Raw genomic sequence first — 24894 nt, forward strand, 5'->3', positions numbered from 1 at the left:
CATCCGCCGACGAAAGATCGCATGCAATCGCTTTGGATGCTGTTTGCCAGTTTCATGTTTGCCATCATGGGGGTGTGCGTGAAACTGGCGTCGGACCTGTATTCGACATCGGAAATCGTGATGTACCGCGGCATCGTCGGCACCACCGTCATGACCTGCACCATCCTCTGCCAGGGCGGCGCCTTCAAGACGCGCATGCCGGGCCAGCATCTGTGGCGCGGCCTGGTCGGCGTGGTCGCGCTGTGGCTGTGGTTTTATGCGATCTCGATCTTGCCGCTGGCCACCGCGATGACGCTGAACTACATGGCGCCGATCTGGATCGCCGTGATGTTATTGTTTGGCGGCTGGTGGCATGCCAGCAACCGCGTCGAATGGCCGCTGGTCGGCGCCATTGCGATGAGTTTTATCGGCGTCACGCTGCTGCTGCAACCAGTATTCGACACCGACCAGGTCGGCGGCGCGGTCACCGCGCTGGTGTCCGGCATGCTGTCGGCGCTGGCGTATTTGCAGGTGCGCAAGCTCGGCTTGCTGGGCGAACCGGAATACCGGGTGGTGTTCTATTTCTCCATCGTCAATTTTGTCGCCGGTCTGCTGGGCCATATCGGCAGCGCCGGGCTCGGCCCGCTGACCTGGCACGCGCATACCAGCGTTTACGGCGTCGGCTTGCTGCTGGCCATCGGCCTGTGCGCGACGATGGCGCAAATGGCGATGACGCGCGCCTACCGTCTCGGCAAGACGCTGGTCGTGGCCAACCTGCAATATACCGGCATCGTGTTTTCCAGCATCTGGGGCATGATCATCTTCCAGGATCATTTCGGCTGGCATGGCTGGGCCGGCATCGGCGTGATCCTGTGCTCCGGAATCGCGGCAAGCTATTACAATACCCGCAGCACGGCACGCGGCAAAGCCATTGCCGAGACCGATCCGATCGCCAGCGAAGTATAGGAATCATTGTAGGAATCAAACCATGCATACCACCCTGATCAGCGCCACCGAACTGTCGCAACACCTGACCGACCCACGCTGGGTCATTCTCGATTGCCGCCACGACTTGATGAATCCGGCCGCCGGCAGCGACGCCTACGCGGCCGGCCATCTCCAGAACGCCCAATTCGCCAGCATCGACCACCATCTGTCCGGGACCAAGAGCGGCCCGGACGGCGTGTTTCGCGGCCGCCACCCCTTGCCGGAACGGACCGCGCTGATCGATACCTTGCGCGGCTGGGGCATCAATGACGATACGCAAGTGATTGCTTACGACGCCCACGGCGGCATGTACGCAGCCCGTCTGTGGTGGCTGCTGCGCTGGATCGGCCATGCTGCCGTTGCCGTGCTGGATGGCGGCCTGGCGGCCTGGTCCGCCGAAGGCTTGCCGCTGGTTACGCCGGTAGCAAGCAATCCACATGGCAACATCGCCGAAAAGCACAGCCTGACCAGCACGGCCAGCGTGGCCGACGTGGTGAGCAACCTGGCATTGAAAACCCGCACCGTGGTCGACGCCCGCGCGCCGGACCGTTTCCGTGGCGAAAACGAGAGCATCGACCCGGTCGGCGGCCACATCCCCGGCGCCAGGAACCGCTTCTTCAAGGATAATCTGCAAGCGGATGGCCGCTTCAAGAGCGCCGCCGAGTTGAAACACGACTTCGTACCGCTGTTCGACTCGCCGCACAGCGCCATCATGCAATGCGGCTCCGGCGTGACCGCCTGCCATAACTTGCTGGCGCTGGAAATCGCCGGCTTGCCGGGCGCGGCGCTGTATCCCGGGTCGTGGAGCGAATGGTGCGCCGATCCGGCCCGGCCGGTGGCGGCGGGCGCCTGATCTTGCCGGCATAAAAACGGCGGACTGCCGATGCGGTTCCGCCGTTCTTGCATGGGCACTGGGGATAACTGCGAAGTTATCCCCCGCAATTGATTCAGCTATCCCATTTCTTCCATCCACCTATGCAGGCTTGTAACGTTTGGCCGCGCTCAGCCACACCCCATATATCGCAGCAATTACCGTTACAAAAAAATAAATTTCACAGTAACCGACACTCAAGTACAATTAAATAATAATTAACTCTATGGATTATTAATAATGAAAAAAGTACTTTCAGTTGTTCTTTTTGCGGCAATCGCTGCACCGTTTCAGGCAATGGCAACCGCGGTACCCGCCAAAAATCCCACTATTAATAAACCTGTGCTGGTAGATTTGGGTTTGTTCAATGCCGGTTCCTACACCTTATTCGGCTCGGGACAGGTGGATCTGTTGGGAACCGGGTATCTTACGATCAACCCCGATGGAAAGCCGACGACCATCGTGTCAGACCCAAGATATTACTACTTCAATCCGGGCGGCTCCTACTACGCCGACAATCCTGAGGCTCCCCCCGGTCTGCGTTACGGCCCGGCCGGTCTGAATGCCAAGATCGGCGCCCTGATCGGCACGCTGTCCGCGTCGCCCACCAGCGCGGCAGACTGGTTTTTGATTGGCTATGAAAAGAACCTGACCTTATCGGCATCCCAGCATATCTATGCCGCCGTCAATGACACTTATTATATAAATAATACTGGCGCATTCAACGTCAGCGTCATCAGCGCGGTACCGGAACCGGCAAGTTATGCTTTATTCCTGGCGGGACTGGGCATGCTGGGCTGTATGTCGCGCCGCAAGAACATCAAGGCATAAATTCAGCAATCGCCTTTCTATTCCGGCTTGATCAAAAAAATACAGCGGGCCGCCGATGCGCCGCCGCTGTATTGCAATGACATCGTTTCGCCAGCAATCGATGCGCCCCAGTTTCAATTACCGTGACGGCTGTGCGTCAAAAACAGCACCAGGATCACGCCGACCGCGATCAGCAGGATTTGCGGAATGGTTTCGCGCAGCGTGGCGCGACGCTGCATTTGCGGCATCAGGTCGCTGACTGCGATATAGATGAAACCCGACGATGCGAATACCAGCACGTACGGGATCAGGTTGCTGGCGCGGTCCAGCGTGAAGTAACCCAGCAAGCCGCCGGCCACCGCCATCAGGCTGCACAGCAAATTGAACACATATGCGCGCAGGCGTGAAAAACCGGCGTTCAGCAAGACGATGAAGTCACCGATTTCCTGTGGAATTTCGTGGGCGATGATGGCCAGGCCCGTCACCAGGCCCAGCTTCGGATCGGCCAGGAAGGCCGCCGCGATCAGGATGCCGTCAGTGAAATTGTGCATGCCGTCGCCGACCAGTATCATCCAGCCCGCCTTGCCCGCCTCATGCTTGTCATGCCCATGGGCATGATGGTGGCCATCGCCTTCGTGATGATGCGAATGGCGCAGGATGGCGAATTTCTCCAGCATGAAGAACGCCAGCAAGCCGGCCAGCAAGGTCGCAAACAGGCTGCGCGGGTCGGCATGCGACTCGAACGCTTCCGGCAAGGCGTGCAGCAGCGACGTCGACAGCATGATGCCCACCGACAGGCTGACCATGCGTTCGACCATCTTGGATAACAGCGCGAACGAAAAGATCGCCGCCGCCGTGATGCTGAACACGCCCGCGATGGTGGTCGCGAGCAAAATGGAAATGAGTATAGGATCGATTTTATTGCCTCTTCGGGTGGAGCCTCCTCAAACCTACTGCGCGGCCTGAGTTCCGGCCTGCGATGCTCGCTGTACGTAAAGTACAGCTGCGCTTCTCGGCCAGAACTCAGGCCGCTCGCTACGGTTTGATGAGGTCCCCCACCATTTGTATGCCTGTTTTTTTACTGCAAAGCCGGGCATTTTACAACGCGGCTTGCACTTTGCATCAATTAGGCGACGCCGTGGTCCTTGAACCAGGCCAAGGCACGCGCAAAACCATCTTTGGCGGCCGCCGCCACGTAGCTGGAACGGTAGTCGGCGTTGAAGGCGTGGCCGGCGTCGGGATAGATGACGAAGGCCGATTTGCTGCTGCCCTTGGCCAGCGCCGCCTTCATTTTGTCGATCGATTCGAGCGGGATGCCGCTATCCTTGCCGCCGTACAAGCCCAGCACCGGCACCGTCAGCGCGGTCGCGATATCGATCGGGTTGGTCGGGCTCAACTCGGTCGGTTCCCCCTCCAGCCGGCCATACCACGCCACGCCGGCCTTGACCGATGGATTGTGCGCCGCATACAGCCAGGTGATGCGGCCGCCCCAGCAAAAACCGGTAATGCCCAGCTTGCTGGTGTCGGCGCCATTCTGCCTGGCCCACGCGACGCAGGCATTGAGGTCTTTGATGACTTGCTGGTCTGGCGTCTTGGAAATGATTTGCTTCATTAATTCCGGGATCGAGGCGATCTTGCCCGGATCGCCCTGGCGCACGAACAAGTCCGGCGCCAGCGCCAGGTAACCTTGCTTGGCGAAACGGCGCGCCACGTCGGCGATGTGTTCATGCACGCCGAAGATTTCGGAAATCACCAGCACCACCGGCAAGCCGGTCTTGCCTTCCGGCTGAGACGCGTAGACCGGCACGGCCTGGCCATCGACCGTGATGGTGATGGTGCCCGACACCAGGCCGACGCCATCGGTCTTGATGACGCTTTGCGCGGCGACCGGCAAGACGGCGGCGGCAAAGCCGGTTCCCAGCGCCACCTTCAAAAAATCGCGCCGGACGATGCCGTCGGACAGGCTGCTTTTTCCCAGCAAACTGTGTATATCCTTGATCAGATTGTCCATGCGTATCCTCTTGACGGTAATGTCTTATTGACTTATGCCGGAGCGGCATAAAATTAATGCGCCTCGTCCCAGTTCTTGCCAATGCCGACCTCGGCCGTCAGCGGCACTTTCAGCTTGGCCACGCCCGCCATCAATTCCGGCAGTTTGCGCTTGACCAGCGCCAGTTCCGCTTGCGGCACTTCCAGTACCAGTTCATCATGCACTTGCATGATCATCTTGGTCTGCAATTTGTCAGCTTCCAGCCAGTCTTGCACGGCGATCATCGCCAATTTGATCAGGTCGGCGGCGGTGCCTTGCATCGGTGCATTAATTGCGGCGCGCTCCGCCCCCTGGCGGCGCGGACCGTTCGGGGAATTGATTTCCGGCAGCCACAAACGGCGGCCGAATACGGTTTCCACATACCCTCGCGCCTTCGCTTGCTGGCGGGTATCCTCCATATATTGTCTGACGCCGGAAAAGCGGGCGAAATAGCGGTCGATATAACTTTGCGCGGCGCTGCGCTCGATGCCCAGGTTGCCGGCCAGGCCAAACGCGCTCATGCCGTAGATCAAGCCGAAATTGATCACCTTGGCGTAGCGGCGCTGTTCGCTTTGCACGTCGGCGGCCGGCACGCCAAAGATTTCGGCGGCGGTGGCGCGGTGAATGTCGATGCCGTCGGCAAACGCGCGCAACATCGCTTCATCGCCGGAAATATGCGCCATGATGCGCAATTCGATTTGCGAATAGTCGGCAGAGACAATCACGCTGCCCGGCGGCGCGATGAATGCTTCACGGATGCGGCGGCCTTCGGCGCTGCGAATCGGAATGTTTTGCAGGTTGGGATCGTTCGACGCCAGCCGTCCGGTCACCGCCACCGCTTGCGCATAGTTGGTGTGCACCCGGCCGGTGTCGGCATTGATCATCTTGGGCAACTTGTCGGTATACGTCGATTTCAGCTTGGCCATGCCGCGGTATTCCAGCAGCACTTTCGGCAGCGGATAATCCTCGGCCAGCTTTTGCAGCACTTCTTCATCGGTCGATGGCGCGCCGGTCGGGGTTTTCTTGACGACCGGCAGTTTTAATTTTTCAAAGAAAATTTCGCCGATCTGTTTCGGCGAACCCAGGTTGAATGGCTGTTCCGCCAGTTCATAGGCTTGCTTTTCCAGTTTAAGTATTTTATCTGCCAACTCGCCGGACTGGATGTTCAGCAACTGGTCGTCGATCAGCACGCCGTTGCGTTCGATCTTTTGCAACACGACCGCAGTCGGCAATTCGATTTCGCGGTAGATATACGTCAGTTTTTCATCGTTGGCGACATTGCCCCACATCGCATGGTGCAGGCGCAGCGTGACATCGGCGTCTTCCGCCGCATATTCGGTGGCGCGGCCGATTTCGACCTGGTCGAAGGTGATTTGCTTGGCGCCCTTGCCGCACACATCTTCGAACGCAATGGTGACGTGGTTCAAATGGCGCAGCGCCAGGCTATCCATGTCGTGTTTCTTGTGCGACTCGAATACATACGATTCCAGCAAGGTATCGTGCGTGATGCCGCGCAGAATCACGCCATGGTTGGCGAAGATATGGCTGTCGTATTTCAGGTTCTGGCCCAGTTTCAGCTTGCTGGCGTCTTCCAGCCATGGACGCAATTTTTCCAGTACGTGTTCACGCGTCAATTGCTGGGGCACGCCGGCGTAATTGTGCGCCAAAGGAATGTAGGCGGCCGCATGTTCGGCCACTGACAGCGAAATGCCGACCATTTGCGCCGTCATCGGTTCCAGCGACGTGGTTTCGGTATCGAGCGCCGTCAGCGGCGCGGCGTCGATCAGTCCGATCCAGCGCTCGAGTTGCTCATCGGTCAGCACGGTTTCGTAGTCGGCCTTGGCCGCCGGCTGGGCCTCGGCAAACATGTCGCCGGTAGTATTCGCCCCACTGGCGGCGGGCGGCGCACCGACCGGCGACATCGGCGGCGGCGCCGTGCCCAGTTCGCGCAGCAAGGCCTTGAAGCCATAGCGGGTAAAGAAGGCCAGCAAGGCGTCCTTGTCTTCGTCCTTCGCCACCAGGCTGTCGTTGATCGACACCATGTGCGCCGACAGGTCGCAATCGGTCTTGACGGTAATTAAGACGCGGGCTTGCGGCAGCCATGGCAAGGCGGTGCGCAGGTTTTCACCGACCGCGCCGCCGACGCTGGCCGCATTGGCGATGATGCCTTCCAGGCTGTCGTACTGCGTCAACCATTTGACGGCGGTCTTCGGGCCGCATTTCGATACGCCCGGCACATTGTCGACGGTATCGCCGATCAGCGACAGATAATCGATGATGCGGTTCGGCGCCACGCCGAACTTGGCCAGCACGCCCGCTTCGTCCAGCTTTTCATTGCTCATGGTATTGATCAGCGTCACCTGGCTATTGACCAGTTGCGCGAGATCCTTGTCGCCGGTCGACACCACCACGTTCATGCCGGCATTGGCCGCCTGCACCGACAAGGTGCCGATCACGTCATCCGCTTCCACGCCTTCGACCATCAGGATAGGCCAGCCCATGGCGCGCACCGCTTCATGAATAGGCTCGATCTGCAAGGCCAGGTCGCTCGGCATCGACGCGCGCGTGGCCTTGTATTCTGGATACAAGTCGTCGCGGAAAGTTTTACCCTTGGCATCGAATACGCACGCGATATACGCGGCCGGGTAGTCGGTCCGCAAGCGGCGCAGCATGTTGACCATGCCGTGCATGGCGCCGGTTGGATAACCGTCCGGGCTGCGCAAATCGGGCAGCGCATGGAAAGCGCGATAAAGGTAACTGGAACCGTCGACTAACAGCAGGGTGTTTTGCATAATGCCAATGAAAAGTGAATGCCGCGCCTCATGTTGATATCTGCAAAGATATGCACAGGGCTATGGGGTGTACAGGAATGGCACAATTATCGCAGAGTTTGGGCGCGCGCCGCGGTGACTCTCGCAATCAGAGCCTATCCCAGTAGTGAGCGTCTTCTGCTGAGGGGCGCCAGCAGGGGACGTATTCATCTACTGGGATAGGCTCTAAGAGCGCCTGACAAAACACCCATGGCCAGGCGCCCGGAGCCAAGTTCGTCCATTTTCCTCAAAGCAAGGTCAAATATAGCCTATTTAACATCTTCTCTAGATATTCAAAGCAATTAAACAGCTTGCCGTGTCAGTTTGTTACAATGCCCCATAGATAAAATTCATTGCGGTTTACAACGTGGTTTTCACCGCGTTTCTACGGAAGCGATACCATCATGATGCGCACATCCACAATCTGGCACATTCTCGGTTTGTCCCTGCTGGTTTATACTGCCTCGGCCGGCGCACAGCAACGGCCGAGCGACGCGCCGCCCAAGCTGGAACAGATCGAAGACGCCGGCGACCCTGCCGTGACCGTGACCAGCAAGCCCACCGAACAGAAAATCACTGAAAAGCGTGAACAAGGCAAGGTCAGCGAAGTCAAAGTCAGCACCGGCGGCAGCACGTATTATTTGAAACCGAGCACCGCAGCCGGCACCTCCGTTCCGGGCGACGCCACCAGCAGCGGCAACCGCGGCGCGCAATGGCAAATCCTGGAATTTGACCTGGGCAAGAAAAAACAGAAACAAAAAGAAGAAGAGGCCGCCGACAATACGCCCGAGCCGCCGCCTCCGGCAAAATAACTCCGCCGGCACCGCCGTTTTCCCTTTTTACTGACTTATTTTTTCTCTCATGGCAGTTTTTACCCCGGTTAACCTGGATGACGTCGGCCAGTGGATCACGCAATTCCCTCTTGGCAAGCCGCTGGCGATCAAAGGCATCGCTTCCGGCATCGAGAACAGCAATTTTTTCCTGACGACCGAGCGCGGCGAATTCGTGCTCACGATCTTTGAAAACCTGAGCTTCGAACAATTGCCGTTTTACCTCAAGCTGATGCGCCACCTGGCGGACCGCGACGTGCTGGTGCCGGCGCCGATTCCGAACGCGGATGGCGAGCTGATAGTCGCTTTGCACGGCAAACCGGCCGCCATCGTCAGCAAGCTCGAAGGCCGTTCGCAAATGGAACCGCAGCCGGTGCATTGCGCGGCGGTCGGTGCGATGCTGGCGAAGATGCATTTGGCGGCGCAAGATTTTCCGCTGCAACAGCCAAACTTGCGCGCACTAGATTGGTGGAATGCCACCACGCCGCAAGTCTTGCCGTTCTTATCGGACAGCAACGCCAGTCTGTTGCGCGCCGAAATGCATTTCCAGGACGCGTTTGCCGCCAGCGCCACCTACCGCGCCTTGGCGCGCGGCCCGGTGCATGCCGACCTGTTCCGCAATAACGTCATGTTCGACGGCGAACACCTGACCGGTTTCTTCGATTTTTATTTTGCCGGTTGCGACACCTGGCTGTTCGACGTCGCCGTCACCGTCAACGACTGGTGCATCAACCTCGACAGCGGCGTGCTGGACGTTGACCGCGTGGCCGCGCTGCTGCGGGCTTACCACGCGGTGCGTCCGTTCACGCCGGTGGAACAAACCGCGTGGCAGCCGATGCTGCGCGGTGCGGCCTTGCGTTTCTGGCTGTCGCGCCTGTATGACTTTTACCAGCCGCGCGCCGCTGAAATGCTGACGCCGCACGACCCGACCCATTTTGAGCGCATTTTGCGCGAACGCATTACCAACGCCGCTCCGGCTTTATTCTGATGGAAAAATTACCTGCAGTTTCAGGCTGGTTATGGGTGAAACAAGGCTTCGGCCTGTTTTGCAAACAACCCGGCGGCCTGACCACCCTGTTTTTGGGTTATATGTTGTGCATGCTCGCAGTCAACTTCATCCCCGTATTGGGCCAGTTGCTGACCGTAATCCTGGTGCCGGTCTTTTCCGTCGCCTTCCTGCAAGGCTGCCTGACGATAGAACAAGGCAAGCGCATCTTGCCGAATTTGCTGGCCAGCGGCTTCCGCAAACCGGCCGTGTCGGTGCTGCTGGGCTTGGGCGGCTTGTACATCGCCATGTTCCTGTTCGCGATCGGCGTGTCGGCGCTGATCGACGGCGGCGTGCTCTGGCAATTTGTGACTGGCCAGATCAATCCGGACAATGCGACCGACATCATCCGCGGTTCGAACATGGGCATGGCCCTGCTGGTCATGATTGCGCTATACATCCCGGCCGTGATGGGCTTTTGTTTTGCCGCGCCGCTGATTTACTGGAAACAACTGAGTCTCGGCAAGGCGCTGTTTTTCAGCTTCTTTGCCGTATGGCGCTCGAAAACCGCGTTCCTGGTGTTTGCCGCGGTATGGTTGGGCATCAGCGTGACGACCAGCCAATTGCTGTTCGGCATAGTCGGACGCACCCAGATGGCGATGCAACTGATGATGCCGGTATCGATGATACTGACCGTGATCATGCATTGCTCGTTCTACGCCAGCTACCGCCACATCTTCGGCGCGCCGCAAGCGACGCCGGTATCGCTGGATAAAACGCCGACCGCATAAAAAAATGCCGGCTGATATGCCGGCATTTTTTATTCAGCAAAGTAGGTCGGATTCGTGCGCGGCACGTAATCCGGCCAACCCGCAACAGCGCAATATGCTCAGCGCCCCAGCCGCTCCAGCTTGGCAATCCCCAAATCCAGCACTTTCATGCCGTGGTGGCCAAAGTTAATTTGCGCCCGGGCATTGCCGCCGCTCCCTTCGATATTAACGATCACGCCTTCGCCGAACTTGGCGTGGACCACCGATTCGCCGATGCGCCAGCCCGGACCGCTGGACTTGAGCGCGATCTTTTGCGCAATCGCATTGTCGGAACCGGCGCTGTGCAAGGGCGCATCGTCCCACGCGGATTTCTTGTTGCCGAACCAGTTCGCCTGTACTTTCGGCGACAGCCACTTCAGCGACTCATCCGGCAATTCATCGAAAAAGCGCGACTTCATGTTATAGCGGGTTTGGCCGTGCAACATGCGGGTTTGCGAGAAGCTCATGTACAGGCGCCGGCGCGCCCGCGTGATCGCCACATACATCAGGCGCCGCTCTTCTTCGACGCCGCCCTCTTCCTTGGAGCTGCTTTCGTGCGGGAACAAGCCTTCTTCCAGCCCGGTAATAAAGACGTTGTCGAATTCCAGGCCCTTGGCCGAGTGCACCGTCATCATTTGCAAGGCCTCTTGCCCCGCCTGGGCCTGGTTGTCGCCCGCTTCGAGCGACGCATGCGACAAGAAGGCGGACAGGGGCGACATGATGACCGGCAATGGCGCATCGGCGTCGAAGATTTCGATGCCGTCCTGGTTCACCAGCGCCGCGCCGGCTTGCGCCTGGCTGGCCGGTCCCATATACGCCGGCGAACCTTGACCAAAACCTTCTTCGGACACGAACTGGGTCGCCGCGTTGACCATTTGCTCCAAGTTTTCGATGCGGTCGGCGCCTTCTTTTTCGTGCTGGTAATGCTGCAGCAAGGTACTGGCTTCCAGCACTACCCGCACCATTTCCGGCAAGGTCAGCTGCTGCGTTTCAAAACGCACGCCTTCGATCAATTTGACGAAGCTGTTCAGCGACGACCCCGCCTTGCCGGCCACATACGGCACCGCCGCGTACAGCGATATACCGTATTGCTCGGACGCCGCCTGCAATTGCTCGATCGAGCGGGCGCCGATGCCCCGGGTCGGGAAATTCACCACGCGCAAGAAAGCGGAATCGTTGTGCGGGTTATCCATCAATTGCAAATACGCAATCGCGTGCTTGACCTCGGCGCGCTGGAAGTAGCGCTGGCCGCCATACACGTGATACGGAATGCCGGCCGAAAACAGTGCATGCTCGATCACCCGCGATTGCGCGTTCGAGCGGTACAGGATCGCGATTTCGCTGCGCGACGCGCCTTCGGCGATCAGGCTCTTCGACTCTTCGATGATCCATTGCGCTTCTTGCAGGTCGGAACTGGCTTCATAGACACGCACCAGTTCGCCGTGCCCGGCGTCGGTACGCAAATTCTTGCCGAGGCGCTTGCTGTTATTCGAAATCAGCATGTTGGCGCTATCGAGGATATGGCCATGCGAGCGGTAATTTTGCTCCAGCTTGATCAAATTCTGTACCTTGAACTCATGCTCGAAGGAACTCATGTTGCCGACGTTGGCGCCACGGAAGGCATAGATGCTCTGGTCGTCGTCGCCGACGGCGAACAAGGCGCCGCCATCGCGGCTTTCATGGCCGGCCAGCAATTTCAGCCAGTTGTATTGCAGATTATTGGTATCCTGGAACTCGTCGACCAGGATGTGGCGGAAACGCGCCTGGTAATGTTCGCGCAGCGGCTGGTTACGGCTCAGCAATTCAAAGGTGCGCAACAACAGTTCGGCGAAATCGACCACGCCTTCGCGCTGGCACTGGTCGTCATATAGCTGATACAGCTCGACCAGTTTGCGTTCATGCGCATCGTAGGCTTCGACGGCGGTCGCGCGCAAGCCCTGGTCCTTGGCGTTATTGATGAAATACATCACGGTCTTGGCCGGGAATTTTTCATCGTCGATATTATTTGCTTTCAACAAGCGCTTAATCACCGACAACTGATCCTGCGAATCCAGAATCTGGAAGGTTTGCGGCAACGCGGCGTCGCGGTGATGCGTGCGCAGCAAACGGTTACACAGCCCGTGGAAGGTGCCGATCCACATGCCGCGCGTATTAATCGGCAGCATCGCGGACAAGCGCGTCAGCATTTCCTTCGCCGCTTTGTTGGTAAACGTCACGGCCAGGATGCCGGCCGACGACACCTGGTTGGTCTGGATCAGCCACGCGATGCGGGTGGTCAGCACGCGGGTCTTGCCGGAACCGGCGCCCGCCAGGATCAGCGCATGCTGGGCCGGCAGCGTGACGGCGGCGTATTGTTCGGTATTAAGGTTGTGAAGAAGATTTTGCATCCCGTGATTATACCGGGATGAGGCCAGCCTCCACGCTTGTATTGATGCTGCTGGTCGGGCTAAAGCAGGATCACCGTCACATCAATCCCAACGCTCAGCCTGCTTTATGATCCGGCAACTGAAGCGCCTTGCGGCGTAATCCAGCACACACTATCACGCTCAAACCAGCCAGCAATAATGCAGTGCTGTCAGGTTCCGGCACTGCGGAAACGTTAAAAGAAATACCGCCGACATTATCGGAAAAGTAATTATCAATCCAATAGAATTTAACATCCGTCGCTTTGTTCAGCGTAAAACTGAAGGGCTGTGGAGCTGCGGCGAACGCTTGTGCCGGCGTGGACCAATATCGCCAGTCGGTCGACGTCGCCCACCCTTCGCCATAACCATATTTCACGCCAGGCGCGCCGTCAATCGAGATATACATACTCCACTCGTAATTGTAATTACCAAAGCGGCTGGCGGCGGTAAAGCGTGCACCTTCGAAAGTCTGATCGACCGGCGTGACCCGGTATTCTCCCGCATCGAGATGCAATATCGTCCCGACCCCGACTTGAGAGGCGTCATGGCCAGCGGTCATCATCGGATTCTGGCCCCATAAGGCACTGATATTGACGACAGTCGCCTGGGCGGAGCCGACATAAAGCAAGGTGGCCAATGCGCTGATAACAGAAACAAATTTCATATACTCCTTCTTCGATAGATATATAAATAAAGCATAAATAAATATTATGCAACTTCATTTATAGCAAAAAAAATTAATAAATTTCAATTAACTTTCATGCGTCGAAATGGGAAATACATTATTTCTTCTTGTATCCAGCATGCATAAAACGATCTGGCGTTTTCATGTCTATTGATCGGATTCTGTGGATGCAGGTTCATTACCGATCAAGAGCCACGCGCACAGCGCGCTGGCCAGCGCCAGTCCGGCCGAGAGCCACATCACCCAACGAAAACCGGCGACATACGATTGCTGGATCGCCTGTTTCAATGCGGCCGCCTCCTCGGCGCTACTGTGTGCCGGCAATTCGATGGCCGCCAGCCGTGCCCGCTGCGCCCGTACCTGTTCGATCGCCGCCGGCTGCGCCGCGACCGTGTTCAGGCGGCTATTCAATGCGCCATTGAACACCAGCGTCATGACGATGCCGAACACCGCGATCGCCAGCAGGGCCGCCGCGCGCGACACGGCATTGTTGACGCCGGACGCGACGCCGGCCAGGCTGGCGTCGAGCGCATTCATCACCGTGGTGGTCAGCGGCGCGACCGCGACCGACATGCCGAAACCCAGTATCAATACCGCCGGGAAATACGTGACCCAGTAACTGCCGCCGATGCCAGGCAGCGCGAATGCGGCGAAACCGAGTGCGGCAATCGCCGGGCCGATCACCAGCGGTCCCTTGGCGCCGTAACGGTCGACCAGGCCGCCGCTCCAGCGCGACAGCAAAAACATCAGCAAGACAAACGGCAACAGCGCGGCGCCGGCGGCCAGCGCCGAATATCCCTGCACCTGGATCAAGTTAAGAGGAAAGAAATACAGCCCGCCGCCAAGCGCCGCATACAGCAGCAAGGTCAGCAGATTGGCGCCGCTGAAATCGCGCGAACGAAACAGATTCATCGGCAGCATCGGCGCCGGGTGGCGCAATTCCAGCACCACAAAGGCGATCAGCAACACCAGCGCGCCGCCCAAGGCGGCCAGCACGCCGGCATTGCCCCAGCCCTGGTTCGACGAGGCGATCAAGCCGTACACCAGGCAAGCCAGCCCGGCGCTGGCCAGCAGCGCCCCCAGCCAGTCGAGGCTGGCGGGCGCATGCGGATCGCGGCTTTCCGGCACGTAGCGCCAGGCCAGCGGCAAGATCAGCAGCGCCAGCGGAATATTAATCAGGAAGGCCCAGCGCCACGAAAAATGCTCGATCAGGAAACCGCCCAGCACCGGCCCGATCGCGGCCGTGATGGCCGTATAACCCGACCAGGTGCCAATCGCCTTGCCGCGCTGGTGTTCTGGAAACGATGCGCTGATCAAGGCCAGGCTGCCCGGCACCAGCAAGGCGCCGCCGATGCCCTGCACGGCGCGGGCCACAATCAACTGGCCCACGCTGCCGGTCAGGCCGCACCAGACCGAGGCGGCGGCAAACACCAGCACGCCCAGGATAAACACGCGGCGCCGGCCATAACGGTCGCCGGCGGTGCCGCCTACCAGCAACAGTGCGGCCAGGAACAATGCGTACGATTCGACCACCCATTGCACCGCGCTGGCGCTGGCCTTGAATTCCTGCTGCAACGCGGGCAACGCGACATTCACCACCGTGCCGTCGATAAACACCATGCCCGATGCGAGTATCGTGGCGGCCAGCACCCACGGGCGCGCGGCCACTGTGCACAGGGAAGTTGCATGCGCTGCTGTCGTGGTCCGGGCCGTCATCGTGGGCACTCCCCTATTGAGTGTCACAGCATAGCGCACTTCCCCGAGCGCGGCGCCGGTGACCGCTCACAATACCCGGCAGTCAAATCAAGAATTAACAGAAATACATTAATAACCAGATTCAAAACACCCTGTCCCGTTGAGCCGGCCTCACCTTGACGCTGCCGGCACTGCCTTGCCGTTATCGATCGCTTCCCTGATCAGCTTGCGCACCGCCTTGTCGGCATCGCGGCTGACGCGCTGCTGTTCCTTGCCCAGCGCGCTCATTTGCTTGCCGAGTTCCTTGATCGGCTTGCCAATATTCGTCATCTGGCCGCCCAGCGCCTTGCTGTTGTCCGCGGCCGCATCGAAGCGATCGGCTGCCTTGTCCTGCAATTGTTCAGTCTGCTCTTGTACCGCTTCCAGCTGGTCTTGCAATCGCTCCACTTCCTCTTCGGCGGCTTGCCGTTTATCGCCGCTGGCGGCCTTCAGCTGACGCACTGCCAGCGCAATGTCGCGGTTCAAGTCGCGCTGCTGGCGGCTCAAGTCGCGCAATTGCTTCTGCTGCTGGCGCAGCTCGGGCGCCGACGCTTGCTTGCCGTCGGCCCGCGCCGGGTCGTCCATTCTTTTGCCCATCCCATCCATCGCCTTGCCGTACGCATCCATCCTCGCACTCAGCACATCCATCTCGGCGCTCAGTTTGTCGAGCGGTTTCCAGGCCTCGCCGACCCGTGCCAGCAAGGCGGCATCCTGGATCAGATAACTTTTTCCATCCTGGCGGAACCACAGGAACTCCCCCTTCACCGAACGCTTCAGCCTGTCGACCTCATTCATATAGCGGCCCTGCCCCGACATCGACACCCGGCCCTGGCCGGGTTGCACCAGCGCATAGGCGTCCTCGTCGCTGCCGCTAAAGAGGGTGATATTGTCGCTGCGGCTGACCGGTTTGGCCGGCGGCGCGGGCGGCGCCGGCGGCTGCACCGGAAAAGCCAGCGCCTCTGCGCCGGACATGACGATGGCGCATAGCCCCAGCAATAACGGGGCCAATACGAGGCTGCAGCGCGCTGTCTGATCCAGGTCGGGCATGGAAACTCCTTATCGAATGAAGCCGGTGTGGGTATCTGCCCACTGTAGCGATCATGGCCGCGGGTCTCCAGCGGAATGCGACAAACGGCATGTTTGACGGGGTAGGCAGTCAAGCCGGGGGATGGAGCGCAAACGCGTCCGTAAATGACAACGGCGGGTGGAGCCGGGTTGAACCCGCGCCCAGCACCCGCCGCCGGCCACGATACGAACGATCGCGGAATCGGGAAATCAGTACAGCACCACCGAACGTATCGATTCGCCGCTCTTCATCAGGTCGAAGCCCTGGTTGATGTCTTCCAGCGCCAGGCGATGGGTGATCAAGTCGTCGATATTGAGCTTGCCTTCCATATACCAGTCGACGATCTTCGGCACGTCGGTGCGGCCGCGCGCGCCGCCGAACGCGGAACCTTTCCAGACCCGGCCGGTGACCAGCTGGAATGGCCGGGTCGAGATTTCCTGGCCGGCCGCCGCCACGCCGATGATGATAGCCTGGCCCCAGCCCTTGTGGCAGCACTCCAGCGACTGGCGCATGGTGGTGGTGTTGCCGATGCACTCGAAGCTGTAGTCGGCGCCGCCGTCGGTCAGCTGGACGATGGCATCGACCACATTCTCGACTTGGTTCGGATTGATAAAATGGGTCATGCCGAACTTGCGCGCCATGTCCTGGCGCGCCGGGTTGATGTCGACGCCGATGATTTTATCCGCGCCGACCATCCGGGCGGCCTGGATCACGTTCAGGCCGATGCCGCCCAGACCGAACACCACCACGTTGGCGCCCGCCTCGACCTTGGCGGTGAACAGCACCGCGCCGACGCCGGTGGTGACGCCGCAGCCGATGTAGCAAACCTTGTCGAATGGCGCGTCTTCGCGGATTTTCGCCAGCGCGATTTCCGGCACCACGATGTAGTTGGAGAACGTCGACGTGCCCATGTAGTGGAAAATCGGCTGGCCGTCGATCGAGAAACGGCTGGTCGCATCCGGCATCAGGCCGCGGCCCTGGGTCGAACGGATAGACTGGCACAGATTGGTTTTTTGCGACAGGCAGAATTTGCACTGGCGGCATTCCGGCGTGTACAGCGGAATCACGTGATCGTCTTTTTTCAGGCTTTTGACGCCCGGGCCGACATCGACCACGATACCGGCGCCTTCATGGCCCAGGATAGACGGGAAAATGCCTTCCGGGTCGGCGCCCGATAAAGTGTAATAGTCGGTATGGCAAATGCCGGTGGCCTTGATCTCGACCAGTACCTCGCCCTCGCGCGGGCCGGCCAGGTCGACTTCCTCGATGGTCAGCGCTTGTCCCGCCCTCCAGGCGATGGCTGCTTTGGTTTTCATGTTTTATCCTGTGAAAAAAGGACTTGCCGGCAAGCGCCGGCAGGTCGATGGTGACTGCTTGCCGGTCTTACTTCGGCTTGCTGATGCGGCTGTTGAATGCGCCGTGCAGGCTGTTCAGCGTTTCTTCCGCCGTCAGCAGCTGGTTGGCGATTTCATTGATCTTGCGGCGGCTGGAGCGCGCATGGTCGCGCAGCACCTCGAAGGCGGTGTTGCGGTCGGTCTGGAATTTCCCCATCAGCAGGCCGACGGCCAGGCTGGTTTCGCGCCCGGCGGCCAGCGCCGCGTTCAAGTTCAATTCGGTGCGCCGCAACTGGCGGATTTCATCGGCGCGCGCCAGGCCGGCTTCGAACGCCGGCATCAAGCGGCCTTCATCGACCGGCTTGACGACGTAGCCGACCGCGCCATACGCGGCGGCCTGCTTGCCCGACTCGCTATCGCCGCTGCCGGACAAGAACATGAAGGGTACGGCGGTTTCGGCGTTCAGGCGCTTGGCCAGTTCCAGGCCCGACATGCCGGGCATGTGGATGTCGAGCAGGGCCAGGTCGGGCTCGCGCACGGCGATTTGTTGCAGGGCTTCCTCGGCCGACGACGCCAGCAGCGTTTCATACCCGGCGTGGCGCAAGACTTCGCCCAGGAATTCCAACAGCAATTGGTCGTCGTCGACGATCTGGATAACTCGTTTGGCAGCGGCTGGCAGACTCATAGGAACATGTACCTTGGGCAAATATTGACCTATACATTATAAGCCGATCCAGCCGCCGCACCCAGCGCGCACGCAGATTATGGTGTGAAAAGTGCATTGAAGCGGCGCACCGCCGCCGCCGGGTCGGCCGCCAGGTAGATACTGCTGATGGCCGCCGCCATATCGGCGCCGCGCGCCACCAGCGGCGCGGCGTTGTCCGGCGTCATACCGCCTATCACCACGCAAGGCAGTTTGATCGCGCGCTTGGCTTCCGCCACGATATCGGGCGGCGTGGTGACCGGGTATTGCTTGACCAGCGACGGATAAAAACCGCCGAAGGCGACATAACTGGCGCCGGCCCGTTCTGCCGCGCGCGCCAGCCCCAGGTCGCCATAACAGGAGGCGCCGACGATCTTGTCCGGCCCCAGCAAGACGCGCATCGCGGCCACCGGCGCGTCGGTGCCGCCGACATGCAGACCGTCGGCGTCCAGTTCCCGGCACAGTTCGGCGAAATCATTGATCACCAGCGGACAGGCGTAGCGTCGGCACAGGGCCAGCAGGGCGCCGGCCTGCTCGCGCCGCAGCGCGGCATCGGCGTTTTTATGACGGTATTGCAGCAAGCCGATACCGGCGCGCAGCGCCTGCTCGGTGGTCGCCAGCAGTTTTTCAGTGTCGTCCCAGTTCGGGGTGACCAGATACAGTCCACGCATGGATTATTCCTTTAGTGTGATTATCGGCGCGGCATCCACTGGCCGGGCGCCACCGGATAGGCCTGCACCAGCGCCTGGTGGCAATAAGCCTGGGCCGCGCCGAGCGCCCGCGCCATGCCGTCGCCCTGCGCCAGCCGGGCCGCGACGGCCGCCGCCAGCGTGCAGCCGCTGCCGTGGAATTCACCGGCCAGCCGCGGCCAGCGCCAGTCATGCGCCTGGCCGGGCGCGGTCCAGCGATTGAGCACATCGGCGCCGCTGTCGTGGCCGCCGGTGATCAGCACATGCCGGCAGCCGCGCGCCATCAACGCCACCGCCTGCCGCTGCGGCTCTGTCTCGCCGGTCAGGCGCGACGCTTCCGGCTGGTTCGGCACGATCAGCGTGACCAGCGGCAGCAGCGGCGCCAAGGCCGCCGCCGCATCGTCGCGCGACAGCAGATCGCCATGGCCGCTGGCCAGCACCGGGTCCAGCACCACCGGCAACTCCGGCTGTACCCGGCGCAACTGCCCGATCAGGCCGGCGATCACGCGCCCATTGGCGGCGCTGCCGGGGATGCCGATCTTGACCGCCTTGATGACGATCTTGTCGATCAGCGCCTGCGCCTGGCGCCGCACCAGCTCGCCATCGACCGGCGTTACGCCGAACACCCGGTCGTTGTCCTGCACCGTCAGCGCGGTGATCACCGGCAGCGCGTGAGCGCCCTGCGCGGCGATCGCCAGGATGTCGGCGGCGATGCCGGCGCCGCCCGAAGGATCGGCGCCGGCAAACACCAGCACGCAGGCCGGGCCGGCTGTCGCTGCCACGCTCATGTGGCGCGGCCCGCCATCGGCGACGAGGGCGACGCGGCGAAACGCCTGGCCATGCGGCCGGCCAAGAATGCTTCGCGGCCGGCCTGCACCGCCAGCTTCATCGCCCGCGCCATGCGCACCGGATCGCGCGCGCCGGCGATCGCGGTATTCATCAGCACGCCGTCGCAGCCCAGCTCCATCGCGATCGCCGCATCCGACGCGGTGCCGACGCCGGCGTCGACCAGCACCGGCACCTTGGCCTGTTCGATGATCAGCGACAGGTTCCACGGATTCAGGATGCCCATGCCGGAACCGATCAGCGACGCCAGCGGCATCACCGCCACGCAGCCGATCTGCTCCAGGATCCGGGCCTGGATCGGGTCGTCGCTGCAATACACCATCACGTCGAAGCCGTCCTTGACCAGCGCCTCGGCCGCGGCCAGGGTTTCCGGCATGTGCGGGAACAGCGTCTTTTCATCGCCCAGCACTTCCAGTTTTACCAGATTACGGCCGCCTAACAGCTCGCGCGCCAGTTGCAGCGTGTAGACCGCATCCCTGGCGTTGTAGCAGCCGGCGGTGTTCGGCAAGATCGTATAGCGCTCCGGCGGCAGCACGTCCAGCAAGCTGGGCGTATTCGGGTCCTGGCCGATATTGACGCGGCGGATCGCCACCGTGATGATTTCCGCTTCGGCCGCGTCGGTGGCCTCGCGGGTTTGTTCCAGGTCGCGGTATTTGCCGCTGCCGACCAGCAGCCGCGAGCCGTAGTGTTTACCGGCGATGACCAATCCATCGCGCCTGGTTTCCGTGTTGAGCATGTCGATATTCATTTTCATCTTCCTCCATTAGCCGCCGCCGATGGCGCGCACGATTTCCACCTGGTCTTGCGCCTGCAAGATCCTGGCCGGCCACGTATGGCGCGGCGCCACGCTGCGGTTGACGGCCAGCGCCAGCGCCTGGTTTTCCAGCGCCAGCGCCGTCATCAAGTCATGCAAAGTATGTTGCGGCGGCACCTGGCGCCGCTCGCCGTTCAAGACGATCTCTATCATTCGGATGCCTCCGGCGTCACAGCTTGCGATACAGTTCGGCGCCGTTCTTGACAAATTCGATGGCCTTCACCTGCATCCCCTGCTGCAGCGCCGCAGCGTCGGAAAGGCCGATGCCGGCCGCGTATTCGCGCACTTCCTGGGTGATCTTCATCGAACAGAAATGCGGCCCGCACATCGAGCAGAAATGGGCCACCTTGGCCGAATCCTTGGGCAGCGTCTCGTCGTGGAATTCGCGCGCCTTGTCCGGATCGAGGCCGATATTGAACTGGTCGTCCCAGCGGAATTCGAAGCGCGCCTTGGACAAGGCGTTGTCGCGGATTTGCGCGCCCGGATGGCCTTTCGCCAGGTCGGCCGCATGCGCCGCGATTTTATACGTGATGATGCCGTCCTTGACGTCGGCCTTGTTCGGCAAGCCCAGGTGTTCCTTCGGCGTCACGTAGCACAGCATCGCCGTGCCGTACCAGCCGATCATCGCCGCGCCGATGCCCGACGTGATGTGGTCGTAGCCGGGCGCGATATCGGTGGTCAGCGGCCCCAGCGTGTAAAACGGCGCCTCGCCGCACTGCTCCAGCTGCACATCCATATTCTCCTTGATCAGCTGCATCGGCACGTGGCCCGGGCCTTCGATCATCACTTGCACGTCGTGTTTCCAGGCGATCTGGGTCAGTTCGCCCAGGGTTTTCAATTCGCCCAGTTGCGCTTCGTCGTTGGCGTCGTAGATCGAGCCGGGACGCAAGCCGTCGCCGAGGCTGAACGACACGTCATACGCTTTCATGATTTCGCAGATTTCCTCGAAGTGCGTGTACAGGAACGATTCCTGGTGATGCGCCAGGCACCACTTGGCCATGATCGAACCGCCGCGCGAGACGATGCCGGTCAGGCGCCTGGCCGTCATCGGCACATAGCGCAGCAATACGCCGGCATGGATGGTGAAATAGTCGACGCCCTGCTCGGCCTGCTCGATCAAGGTGTCGCGGAAAATCTCCCAGGTCAGGTCTTCCGCCTTGCCGTTGACCTTTTCCAGCGCCTGGTAAATCGGCACCGTGCCGATCGGCACCGGGCTGTTGCGGATGATCCATTCGCGGGTTTCGTGGATATGCTTGCCGGTCGACAGGTCCATCACATTGTCGCCGCCCCAGCGTATCGCCCAGGTCATCTTTTCGACTTCTTCGCCGATCGACGAAGTGACCGCCGAATTGCCGATATTGGCATTGATCTTGACCAGGAAATTGCGGCCGATGATCATCGGCTCGACTTCCGGGTGATTGATGTTGGCCGGGATGATGGCGCGGCCGCGGGCGATTTCCTCGCGCACGAATTCGGGCGTGATCTCGGCCGGGATGCTGGCGCCGAACGACTGGCCCGGATGCTGGCGGCCCATCAGGTCGGCCAGGCGCTGGCCCATCGGCCCGGAATCCTTCAACTCTTGCAGGTATTCGCGGCGGCGCATGTTTTCGCGGATCGCGACAAACTCCATTTCCGGCGTGATGATGCCCTGGCGCGCATAGTGCATCTGCGTGACATTCTTGCCGGCGATGGCGCGGCGCGGCTTGCGGTGCAGGTTGAAGCGCAGCTCGGCCAGCTTCGGGTCGGCCAGCCGGGCGATGCCGTACTCGGAAGTCGGGCCGGGCAATTCCTCGGTATCGCCGCGTTCTGCTATCCACGGCAGGCGCGGCGTGGCCAGGCCGGAACGGATATCGATCACCACCTCCGGATCGGTGTACGGACCGGAGGTGTCGTAGACATAGATGGGCGGATTTTTCTCGCCGCCGAACGACGCTTCGGTATCGGACTGGCTGATTTGGCGCATCGGCACGCGGATGTCGGGACGGCTGCCCTCGACATAAATCTTGCGTGAATTGGGCAGCGGCGCGATCGCGGCTTGATCCACCGTGGCGGTGGCGGACAGGAATGTCGGATGGGCGTTCATTTTGGCTCCTTGGCTTGGCTTTTGGCTTGTATCCAGCCTGGAGCCAGCTAAGGAGGTTCGGTCGGGCCGGCACAAGATAAGCATGTGCGGCGCGACCTAAAGCTTCCCTTCGCTGGCATTATCCAGATCAGGTTCGGAGGGTATTTCTCACCCGCGCAGCGCCGATATTTCAGCGATGTGCAGGACCCCTAGCGTTTGCCGCCTTGCGGCAGCGGAGACGATTATACGCCTGTCGGCGGCGCGGCTACAAGCGCCGCATCCGATGGCCCTGGCGGCGGCGTCAGAAAGTGTGGCGCAGGCCGAGGTTCAGCGCGCGGTTGCCGCTGCCGGCCTCGGTGGAGTTGCCGACCGTGTAAGGGGCGCCGTTGTGGTTGCGTATCTGCGCATACGCGGCATACAGCGTGCTGCGCTTCGACAAGGAGTACATCGCGCCGAGCGCCAGTTGCTGCGCGTCGCGGTTGGCGGGATCGCGGTCGTCCTTGCCGATAAACGACAGCAGCACGGTGGTGCGCCCCCATGGCACGGCGACGCCCAGCAGCAGGTCGCGGCTGTCGCTCGATGACGCAGGCGCCAGCGCCGCGCCATACGGATTATCCGGATTCAGGAACGGCGAACTGCCTGCGCCGGTATTGCGGCCATACGATGCATAGGCGCTCAGCACGCGGAAATTGTAGTTGCCGGCCAGGATAGTATTGTTGGCGTTCGCCGCGCCGTCGGTGCGCGCGGCCAGGCTTTGGCGCGCCAGCCGCAAGGTCAGCGGACCGCGCACATAGCCTGCGGACAAGCCGAGCGAGCGCCGGCCGTCCTGCTCCGCCAGGCCCAGCATCGCGATCAGTGTCAAGCCGTGCATTTCCGGCGAGGTATAGCGTACTGTATGGTCGATACGGGCCGAGGTATATCCCACCAGATTGGTCGCCGAACCGGCCATGCCAGCCTCGAACGGATCGGCGACATCGCTGATCGCCTGGTTTTGCAGATTGTATTGACGCCCCGCGCTCAGCATGCCGTAGCGGCTGTCCAGGCCGACAAAAGCCTGGCGCCCGAACAACTGGCCGGCCTGGTCGGAACGGCCGGTATCGCTTTGCACGCCCGCTTCCAGCGTAAACACCGCCTGCAACTGATCGCCCAGCGCCTCCGTGCCGCGCCAGCCGATACGCGATCCGTAAGCGCCGCCGCTGGTCAGCTTGTTGATCGGCCCGCTGGCGCCGCCGCGTTCAGCCACCAGCGCCATATCGAGCACGCCGTACATCAGCGACGACGACGGCTGCTGCTGGGCCAAGGCATGGGAGGACGCGATTGCGGCGAGCGCAAAACAGATTTTTCTCATATATTTCCCTATGACTGATACTGATCTCAAAATAAGCTGACTCAGGATCGACAAAAGCCGGCGGCCACGGCAAGCCAAGGGAATGGGCGATCACAATCGCGCCATGCTCTGCAGGGCCATAATGGCAACGGTGGGCTAGCCAGAGTCAAGCCTGTTCCACGCGGAGCAGCGGTGCGCCGGATGAAGGGGCTGCGTACTTCCGCGATAATCAGCGGCCGCCAAACTGTCGGCCACTGAGATTGCACGCAACCAAAAAAACTATTAGTTACATACAAGGCATGATTGTAACAGTGGCAATACCAAAAAAGCAGTTCTTTATGACAATATTTGTACTGGGTATTAATATGCGCCTGGAATATGAAAGAAAAACAACATGACCGAACTACTTTTTCGGGCCAGCACGGCCCAGGCTTGCGACTGGCTGGCCCGGCAAACCGCCACGCCGTGGGGTTTGCCGCGCTTGCTGGAAAACGGCTTGACACCCTATGTGTGGCTCGATTACGACGCAGCCTGTCCGGATTTGTTCGGCGAGGCGAACGGCGGTTACGCGGCGCCGATTTTCTTCGAGGGCGACATCCGGCGGCTGGCCGCCGGCAGCGACGATGTGCTGATCACGATCACCAAGGACGCCTATAAAATCGTCGCGCAACTGCCGCCGCCAGGCTTCAGGCGCGCGCTGCACGAACTGCGTTTCTTGAAAAAAGACCTGGAAAAGCTGGCGGCCAGACTGAAGCGCGAGGCCGCGCCGGTCGCACCTGAAGCGGCCAGGGAATCGCAGGATGGCATCAGCAAGGAGCAGGTAGTGCTGGCGTTTGCCAGCCTGCTGAAAATCGACCTGGAACAGGCGCTGGCCGGCGGCGCCGCCATCTTTGGCGATGACGGCGCGCGGGTCAAGGGCAGCGCCAGGAAGTCGAAGCACAAGGCGCTGTGGAATCCGGTCACGCTGGCGCTGGGATTGAACGATGTGTACCGGGTACCGATAGCGCACCTGAAAAGAACCTTCAATGCGCACGATTTTTTGTCCCCATGGCGCGAGCAATGGCAGCAAACGCTGGCGCTGCTCGGAAAATGAAACGCCGGCCATCGCCGACCAGTCTG

General features: G+C 60.8%; 22 protein-coding genes and 1 riboswitch. Of the genes, 7 read left to right on the top strand and 15 right to left on the bottom strand.

The window, feature by feature from the left end; translation table 11 throughout:
- Positions 1-21 precede the first annotated feature (21 nt).
- From GJA_RS21145 to GJA_RS21155, 3 genes are all read left to right on the top strand, one after another.
- Positions 22-945: a DMT family transporter gene (locus tag GJA_RS21145; RefSeq protein WP_038496225.1), complete on the top strand. Its 924-nt coding sequence runs from the start codon at positions 22-24 to the stop codon at positions 943-945.
- Between the two features lie 22 nt (positions 946-967).
- A complete protein-coding gene (locus tag GJA_RS21150) occupies positions 968-1819 on the top strand; it encodes a sulfurtransferase (protein WP_038496228.1) in 852 nt (283 codons plus the stop codon).
- 258 nt (positions 1820-2077) lie between these two features.
- The gene (locus tag GJA_RS21155) at positions 2078-2668 is read left to right on the top strand and encodes a PEP-CTERM sorting domain-containing protein (RefSeq protein WP_081905519.1); all 591 of its coding nucleotides are present in this window, start codon (positions 2078-2080) and stop codon (positions 2666-2668) included.
- A 113-nt stretch (positions 2669-2781) separates the two neighbouring features.
- On the opposite strand, the gene GJA_RS21160 is transcribed toward GJA_RS21155, so the two are convergent.
- From GJA_RS21160 to polA, 3 genes are all read right to left on the bottom strand, one after another.
- Positions 2782-3540, bottom strand: coding sequence for a ZIP family metal transporter (locus GJA_RS21160; protein ID WP_038496233.1), 759 nt, complete (start codon positions 3538-3540; stop codon positions 2782-2784).
- Positions 3541-3773: 233 nt separating this feature from the next.
- Positions 3774-4658, bottom strand: coding sequence for a dienelactone hydrolase family protein (locus GJA_RS21165; RefSeq protein ID WP_038496235.1), 885 nt, complete (start codon positions 4656-4658; stop codon positions 3774-3776).
- A 53-nt stretch (positions 4659-4711) separates the two neighbouring features.
- Positions 4712-7468: a DNA polymerase I gene (gene polA, locus GJA_RS21170; protein WP_038496237.1), complete on the bottom strand. Its 2757-nt coding sequence runs from the start codon at positions 7466-7468 to the stop codon at positions 4712-4714.
- 422 nt (positions 7469-7890) lie between these two features.
- Between polA and GJA_RS21175 the strand changes: the two genes are divergently transcribed.
- From GJA_RS21175 to GJA_RS21185, 3 genes are read left to right on the top strand one after another with little or no spacing between them, the layout of a single operon-like run.
- Positions 7891-8298 carry a DUF2782 domain-containing protein gene (locus GJA_RS21175; RefSeq protein ID WP_038496239.1) on the top strand — a complete coding sequence of 136 codons (408 nt, stop codon included), beginning with the start codon at positions 7891-7893 and terminating at the stop codon, positions 8296-8298.
- Positions 8299-8347: 49 nt separating this feature from the next.
- Positions 8348-9304 carry a homoserine kinase gene (locus GJA_RS21180; RefSeq protein ID WP_038496241.1) on the top strand — a complete coding sequence of 319 codons (957 nt, stop codon included), beginning with the start codon at positions 8348-8350 and terminating at the stop codon, positions 9302-9304.
- Positions 9304-10092: a BPSS1780 family membrane protein gene (locus GJA_RS21185; protein WP_038496243.1), complete on the top strand. Its 789-nt coding sequence runs from the start codon at positions 9304-9306 to the stop codon at positions 10090-10092. The genes GJA_RS21180 and GJA_RS21185 overlap by 1 nt, the downstream gene beginning before the upstream one ends.
- A gap of 98 nt (positions 10093-10190) precedes the next feature.
- On the opposite strand, the gene GJA_RS21190 is transcribed toward GJA_RS21185, so the two are convergent.
- The 12 genes from GJA_RS21190 to GJA_RS21245 all read right to left on the bottom strand — a co-directional run bounded on the left by GJA_RS21190 (position 10191) and on the right by GJA_RS21245 (position 23796).
- A complete protein-coding gene (locus GJA_RS21190; RefSeq protein WP_038496245.1) occupies positions 10191-12497 on the bottom strand; it encodes a UvrD-helicase domain-containing protein in 2307 nt (768 codons plus the stop codon).
- Between the two features lie 94 nt (positions 12498-12591).
- A complete protein-coding gene (locus GJA_RS21195) occupies positions 12592-13179 on the bottom strand; it encodes a PEP-CTERM sorting domain-containing protein (RefSeq protein WP_038496247.1) in 588 nt (195 codons plus the stop codon).
- A 168-nt stretch (positions 13180-13347) separates the two neighbouring features.
- On the bottom strand, positions 13348-14916 hold the full coding sequence (locus tag GJA_RS21200; RefSeq protein WP_051781209.1) for an MFS transporter: 1569 nt from the start codon (positions 14914-14916) through the stop codon (positions 13348-13350).
- A gap of 150 nt (positions 14917-15066) precedes the next feature.
- Positions 15067-15981 carry a hypothetical protein gene (locus tag GJA_RS21205; protein WP_038496248.1) on the bottom strand — a complete coding sequence of 305 codons (915 nt, stop codon included), beginning with the start codon at positions 15979-15981 and terminating at the stop codon, positions 15067-15069.
- A 228-nt stretch (positions 15982-16209) separates the two neighbouring features.
- A complete protein-coding gene (locus tag GJA_RS21210) occupies positions 16210-17316 on the bottom strand; it encodes an S-(hydroxymethyl)glutathione dehydrogenase/class III alcohol dehydrogenase (protein ID WP_038496251.1) in 1107 nt (368 codons plus the stop codon).
- Between the two features lie 67 nt (positions 17317-17383).
- Positions 17384-18019 carry an ANTAR domain-containing response regulator gene (locus GJA_RS21215; protein WP_038496254.1) on the bottom strand — a complete coding sequence of 212 codons (636 nt, stop codon included), beginning with the start codon at positions 18017-18019 and terminating at the stop codon, positions 17384-17386.
- A 77-nt stretch (positions 18020-18096) separates the two neighbouring features.
- On the bottom strand, positions 18097-18708 hold the full coding sequence (gene thiE / locus GJA_RS21220) for a thiamine phosphate synthase (protein WP_038496258.1): 612 nt from the start codon (positions 18706-18708) through the stop codon (positions 18097-18099).
- 20 nt (positions 18709-18728) lie between these two features.
- Positions 18729-19514 (bottom strand): bifunctional hydroxymethylpyrimidine kinase/phosphomethylpyrimidine kinase, encoded by a 786-nt coding sequence (thiD, locus tag GJA_RS21225; protein WP_038496261.1) that lies wholly within the window; start codon positions 19512-19514, stop codon positions 18729-18731.
- Entirely contained in the window at positions 19511-20320 is an 810-nt protein-coding gene (locus tag GJA_RS21230; RefSeq protein ID WP_038500677.1) for a thiazole synthase, read from the bottom strand. The genes thiD and GJA_RS21230 overlap by 4 nt, the downstream gene beginning before the upstream one ends.
- A 15-nt stretch (positions 20321-20335) precedes the next feature.
- On the bottom strand, positions 20336-20539 hold the full coding sequence (gene thiS, locus GJA_RS21235) for a sulfur carrier protein ThiS (RefSeq protein WP_038496264.1): 204 nt from the start codon (positions 20537-20539) through the stop codon (positions 20336-20338).
- 16 nt (positions 20540-20555) lie between these two features.
- Positions 20556-22469 (bottom strand): phosphomethylpyrimidine synthase ThiC, encoded by a 1914-nt coding sequence (gene thiC, locus GJA_RS21240; RefSeq protein ID WP_038496267.1) that lies wholly within the window; start codon positions 22467-22469, stop codon positions 20556-20558.
- 87 nt (positions 22470-22556) lie between these two features.
- Positions 22557-22669, bottom strand: a riboswitch (TPP riboswitch).
- Between the two features lie 80 nt (positions 22670-22749).
- Positions 22750-23796 (bottom strand): porin, encoded by a 1047-nt coding sequence (locus GJA_RS21245; RefSeq protein ID WP_038496270.1) that lies wholly within the window; start codon positions 23794-23796, stop codon positions 22750-22752.
- A gap of 373 nt (positions 23797-24169) precedes the next feature.
- Between GJA_RS21245 and GJA_RS21250 the strand changes: the two genes are divergently transcribed.
- Positions 24170-24868: a hypothetical protein gene (locus tag GJA_RS21250; protein WP_038496273.1), complete on the top strand. Its 699-nt coding sequence runs from the start codon at positions 24170-24172 to the stop codon at positions 24866-24868.
- Positions 24869-24894: the final 26 nt, after the last annotated feature.

The organism is Janthinobacterium agaricidamnosum NBRC 102515 = DSM 9628 (genome assembly GCF_000723165.1).
GTDB lineage: Bacteria > Pseudomonadota > Gammaproteobacteria > Burkholderiales > Burkholderiaceae_D > Janthinobacterium > Janthinobacterium agaricidamnosum.

What these genes read in the sequence shown, in the direction of transcription:
- GJA_RS21210 (WP_038496251.1), bottom strand. Translation starts at nt 17,316, where the DNA reads ATGAAAACCAAAGCAGCCATCGCCTGGAGGGCGGGACAAGCGCTGACC.
- thiE (WP_038496258.1), bottom strand. Translation starts at nt 18,708, where the DNA reads ATGCGTGGACTGTATCTGGTCACCCCGAACTGGGACGACACTGAAAAA.
- GJA_RS21230 (WP_038500677.1), bottom strand. Translation starts at nt 20,320, where the DNA reads ATGAATATCGACATGCTCAACACGGAAACCAGGCGCGATGGATTGGTC.
- GJA_RS21195 (WP_038496247.1), bottom strand. Translation starts at nt 13,179, where the DNA reads ATGAAATTTGTTTCTGTTATCAGCGCATTGGCCACCTTGCTTTATGTC.
- GJA_RS21205 (WP_038496248.1), bottom strand. Translation starts at nt 15,981, where the DNA reads ATGCCCGACCTGGATCAGACAGCGCGCTGCAGCCTCGTATTGGCCCCG.
- GJA_RS21180 (WP_038496241.1), top strand. Translation starts at nt 8,348, where the DNA reads ATGGCAGTTTTTACCCCGGTTAACCTGGATGACGTCGGCCAGTGGATC.
- GJA_RS21145 (WP_038496225.1), top strand. Translation starts at nt 22, where the DNA reads ATGCAATCGCTTTGGATGCTGTTTGCCAGTTTCATGTTTGCCATCATG.
- GJA_RS21215 (WP_038496254.1), bottom strand. Translation starts at nt 18,019, where the DNA reads ATGAGTCTGCCAGCCGCTGCCAAACGAGTTATCCAGATCGTCGACGAC.
- GJA_RS21185 (WP_038496243.1), top strand. Translation starts at nt 9,304, where the DNA reads ATGGAAAAATTACCTGCAGTTTCAGGCTGGTTATGGGTGAAACAAGGC.
- GJA_RS21175 (WP_038496239.1), top strand. Translation starts at nt 7,891, where the DNA reads ATGATGCGCACATCCACAATCTGGCACATTCTCGGTTTGTCCCTGCTG.
- thiC (WP_038496267.1), bottom strand. Translation starts at nt 22,469, where the DNA reads ATGAACGCCCATCCGACATTCCTGTCCGCCACCGCCACGGTGGATCAA.
- GJA_RS21200 (WP_051781209.1), bottom strand. Translation starts at nt 14,916, where the DNA reads ATGACGGCCCGGACCACGACAGCAGCGCATGCAACTTCCCTGTGCACA.
- GJA_RS21155 (WP_081905519.1), top strand. Translation starts at nt 2,078, where the DNA reads ATGAAAAAAGTACTTTCAGTTGTTCTTTTTGCGGCAATCGCTGCACCG.
- polA (WP_038496237.1), bottom strand. Translation starts at nt 7,468, where the DNA reads ATGCAAAACACCCTGCTGTTAGTCGACGGTTCCAGTTACCTTTATCGC.
- GJA_RS21245 (WP_038496270.1), bottom strand. Translation starts at nt 23,796, where the DNA reads ATGAGAAAAATCTGTTTTGCGCTCGCCGCAATCGCGTCCTCCCATGCC.
- GJA_RS21190 (WP_038496245.1), bottom strand. Translation starts at nt 12,497, where the DNA reads ATGCAAAATCTTCTTCACAACCTTAATACCGAACAATACGCCGCCGTC.
- GJA_RS21250 (WP_038496273.1), top strand. Translation starts at nt 24,170, where the DNA reads ATGACCGAACTACTTTTTCGGGCCAGCACGGCCCAGGCTTGCGACTGG.
- thiS (WP_038496264.1), bottom strand. Translation starts at nt 20,539, where the DNA reads ATGATAGAGATCGTCTTGAACGGCGAGCGGCGCCAGGTGCCGCCGCAA.
- thiD (WP_038496261.1), bottom strand. Translation starts at nt 19,514, where the DNA reads ATGAGCGTGGCAGCGACAGCCGGCCCGGCCTGCGTGCTGGTGTTTGCC.
- GJA_RS21165 (WP_038496235.1), bottom strand. Translation starts at nt 4,658, where the DNA reads ATGGACAATCTGATCAAGGATATACACAGTTTGCTGGGAAAAAGCAGC.
- GJA_RS21150 (WP_038496228.1), top strand. Translation starts at nt 968, where the DNA reads ATGCATACCACCCTGATCAGCGCCACCGAACTGTCGCAACACCTGACC.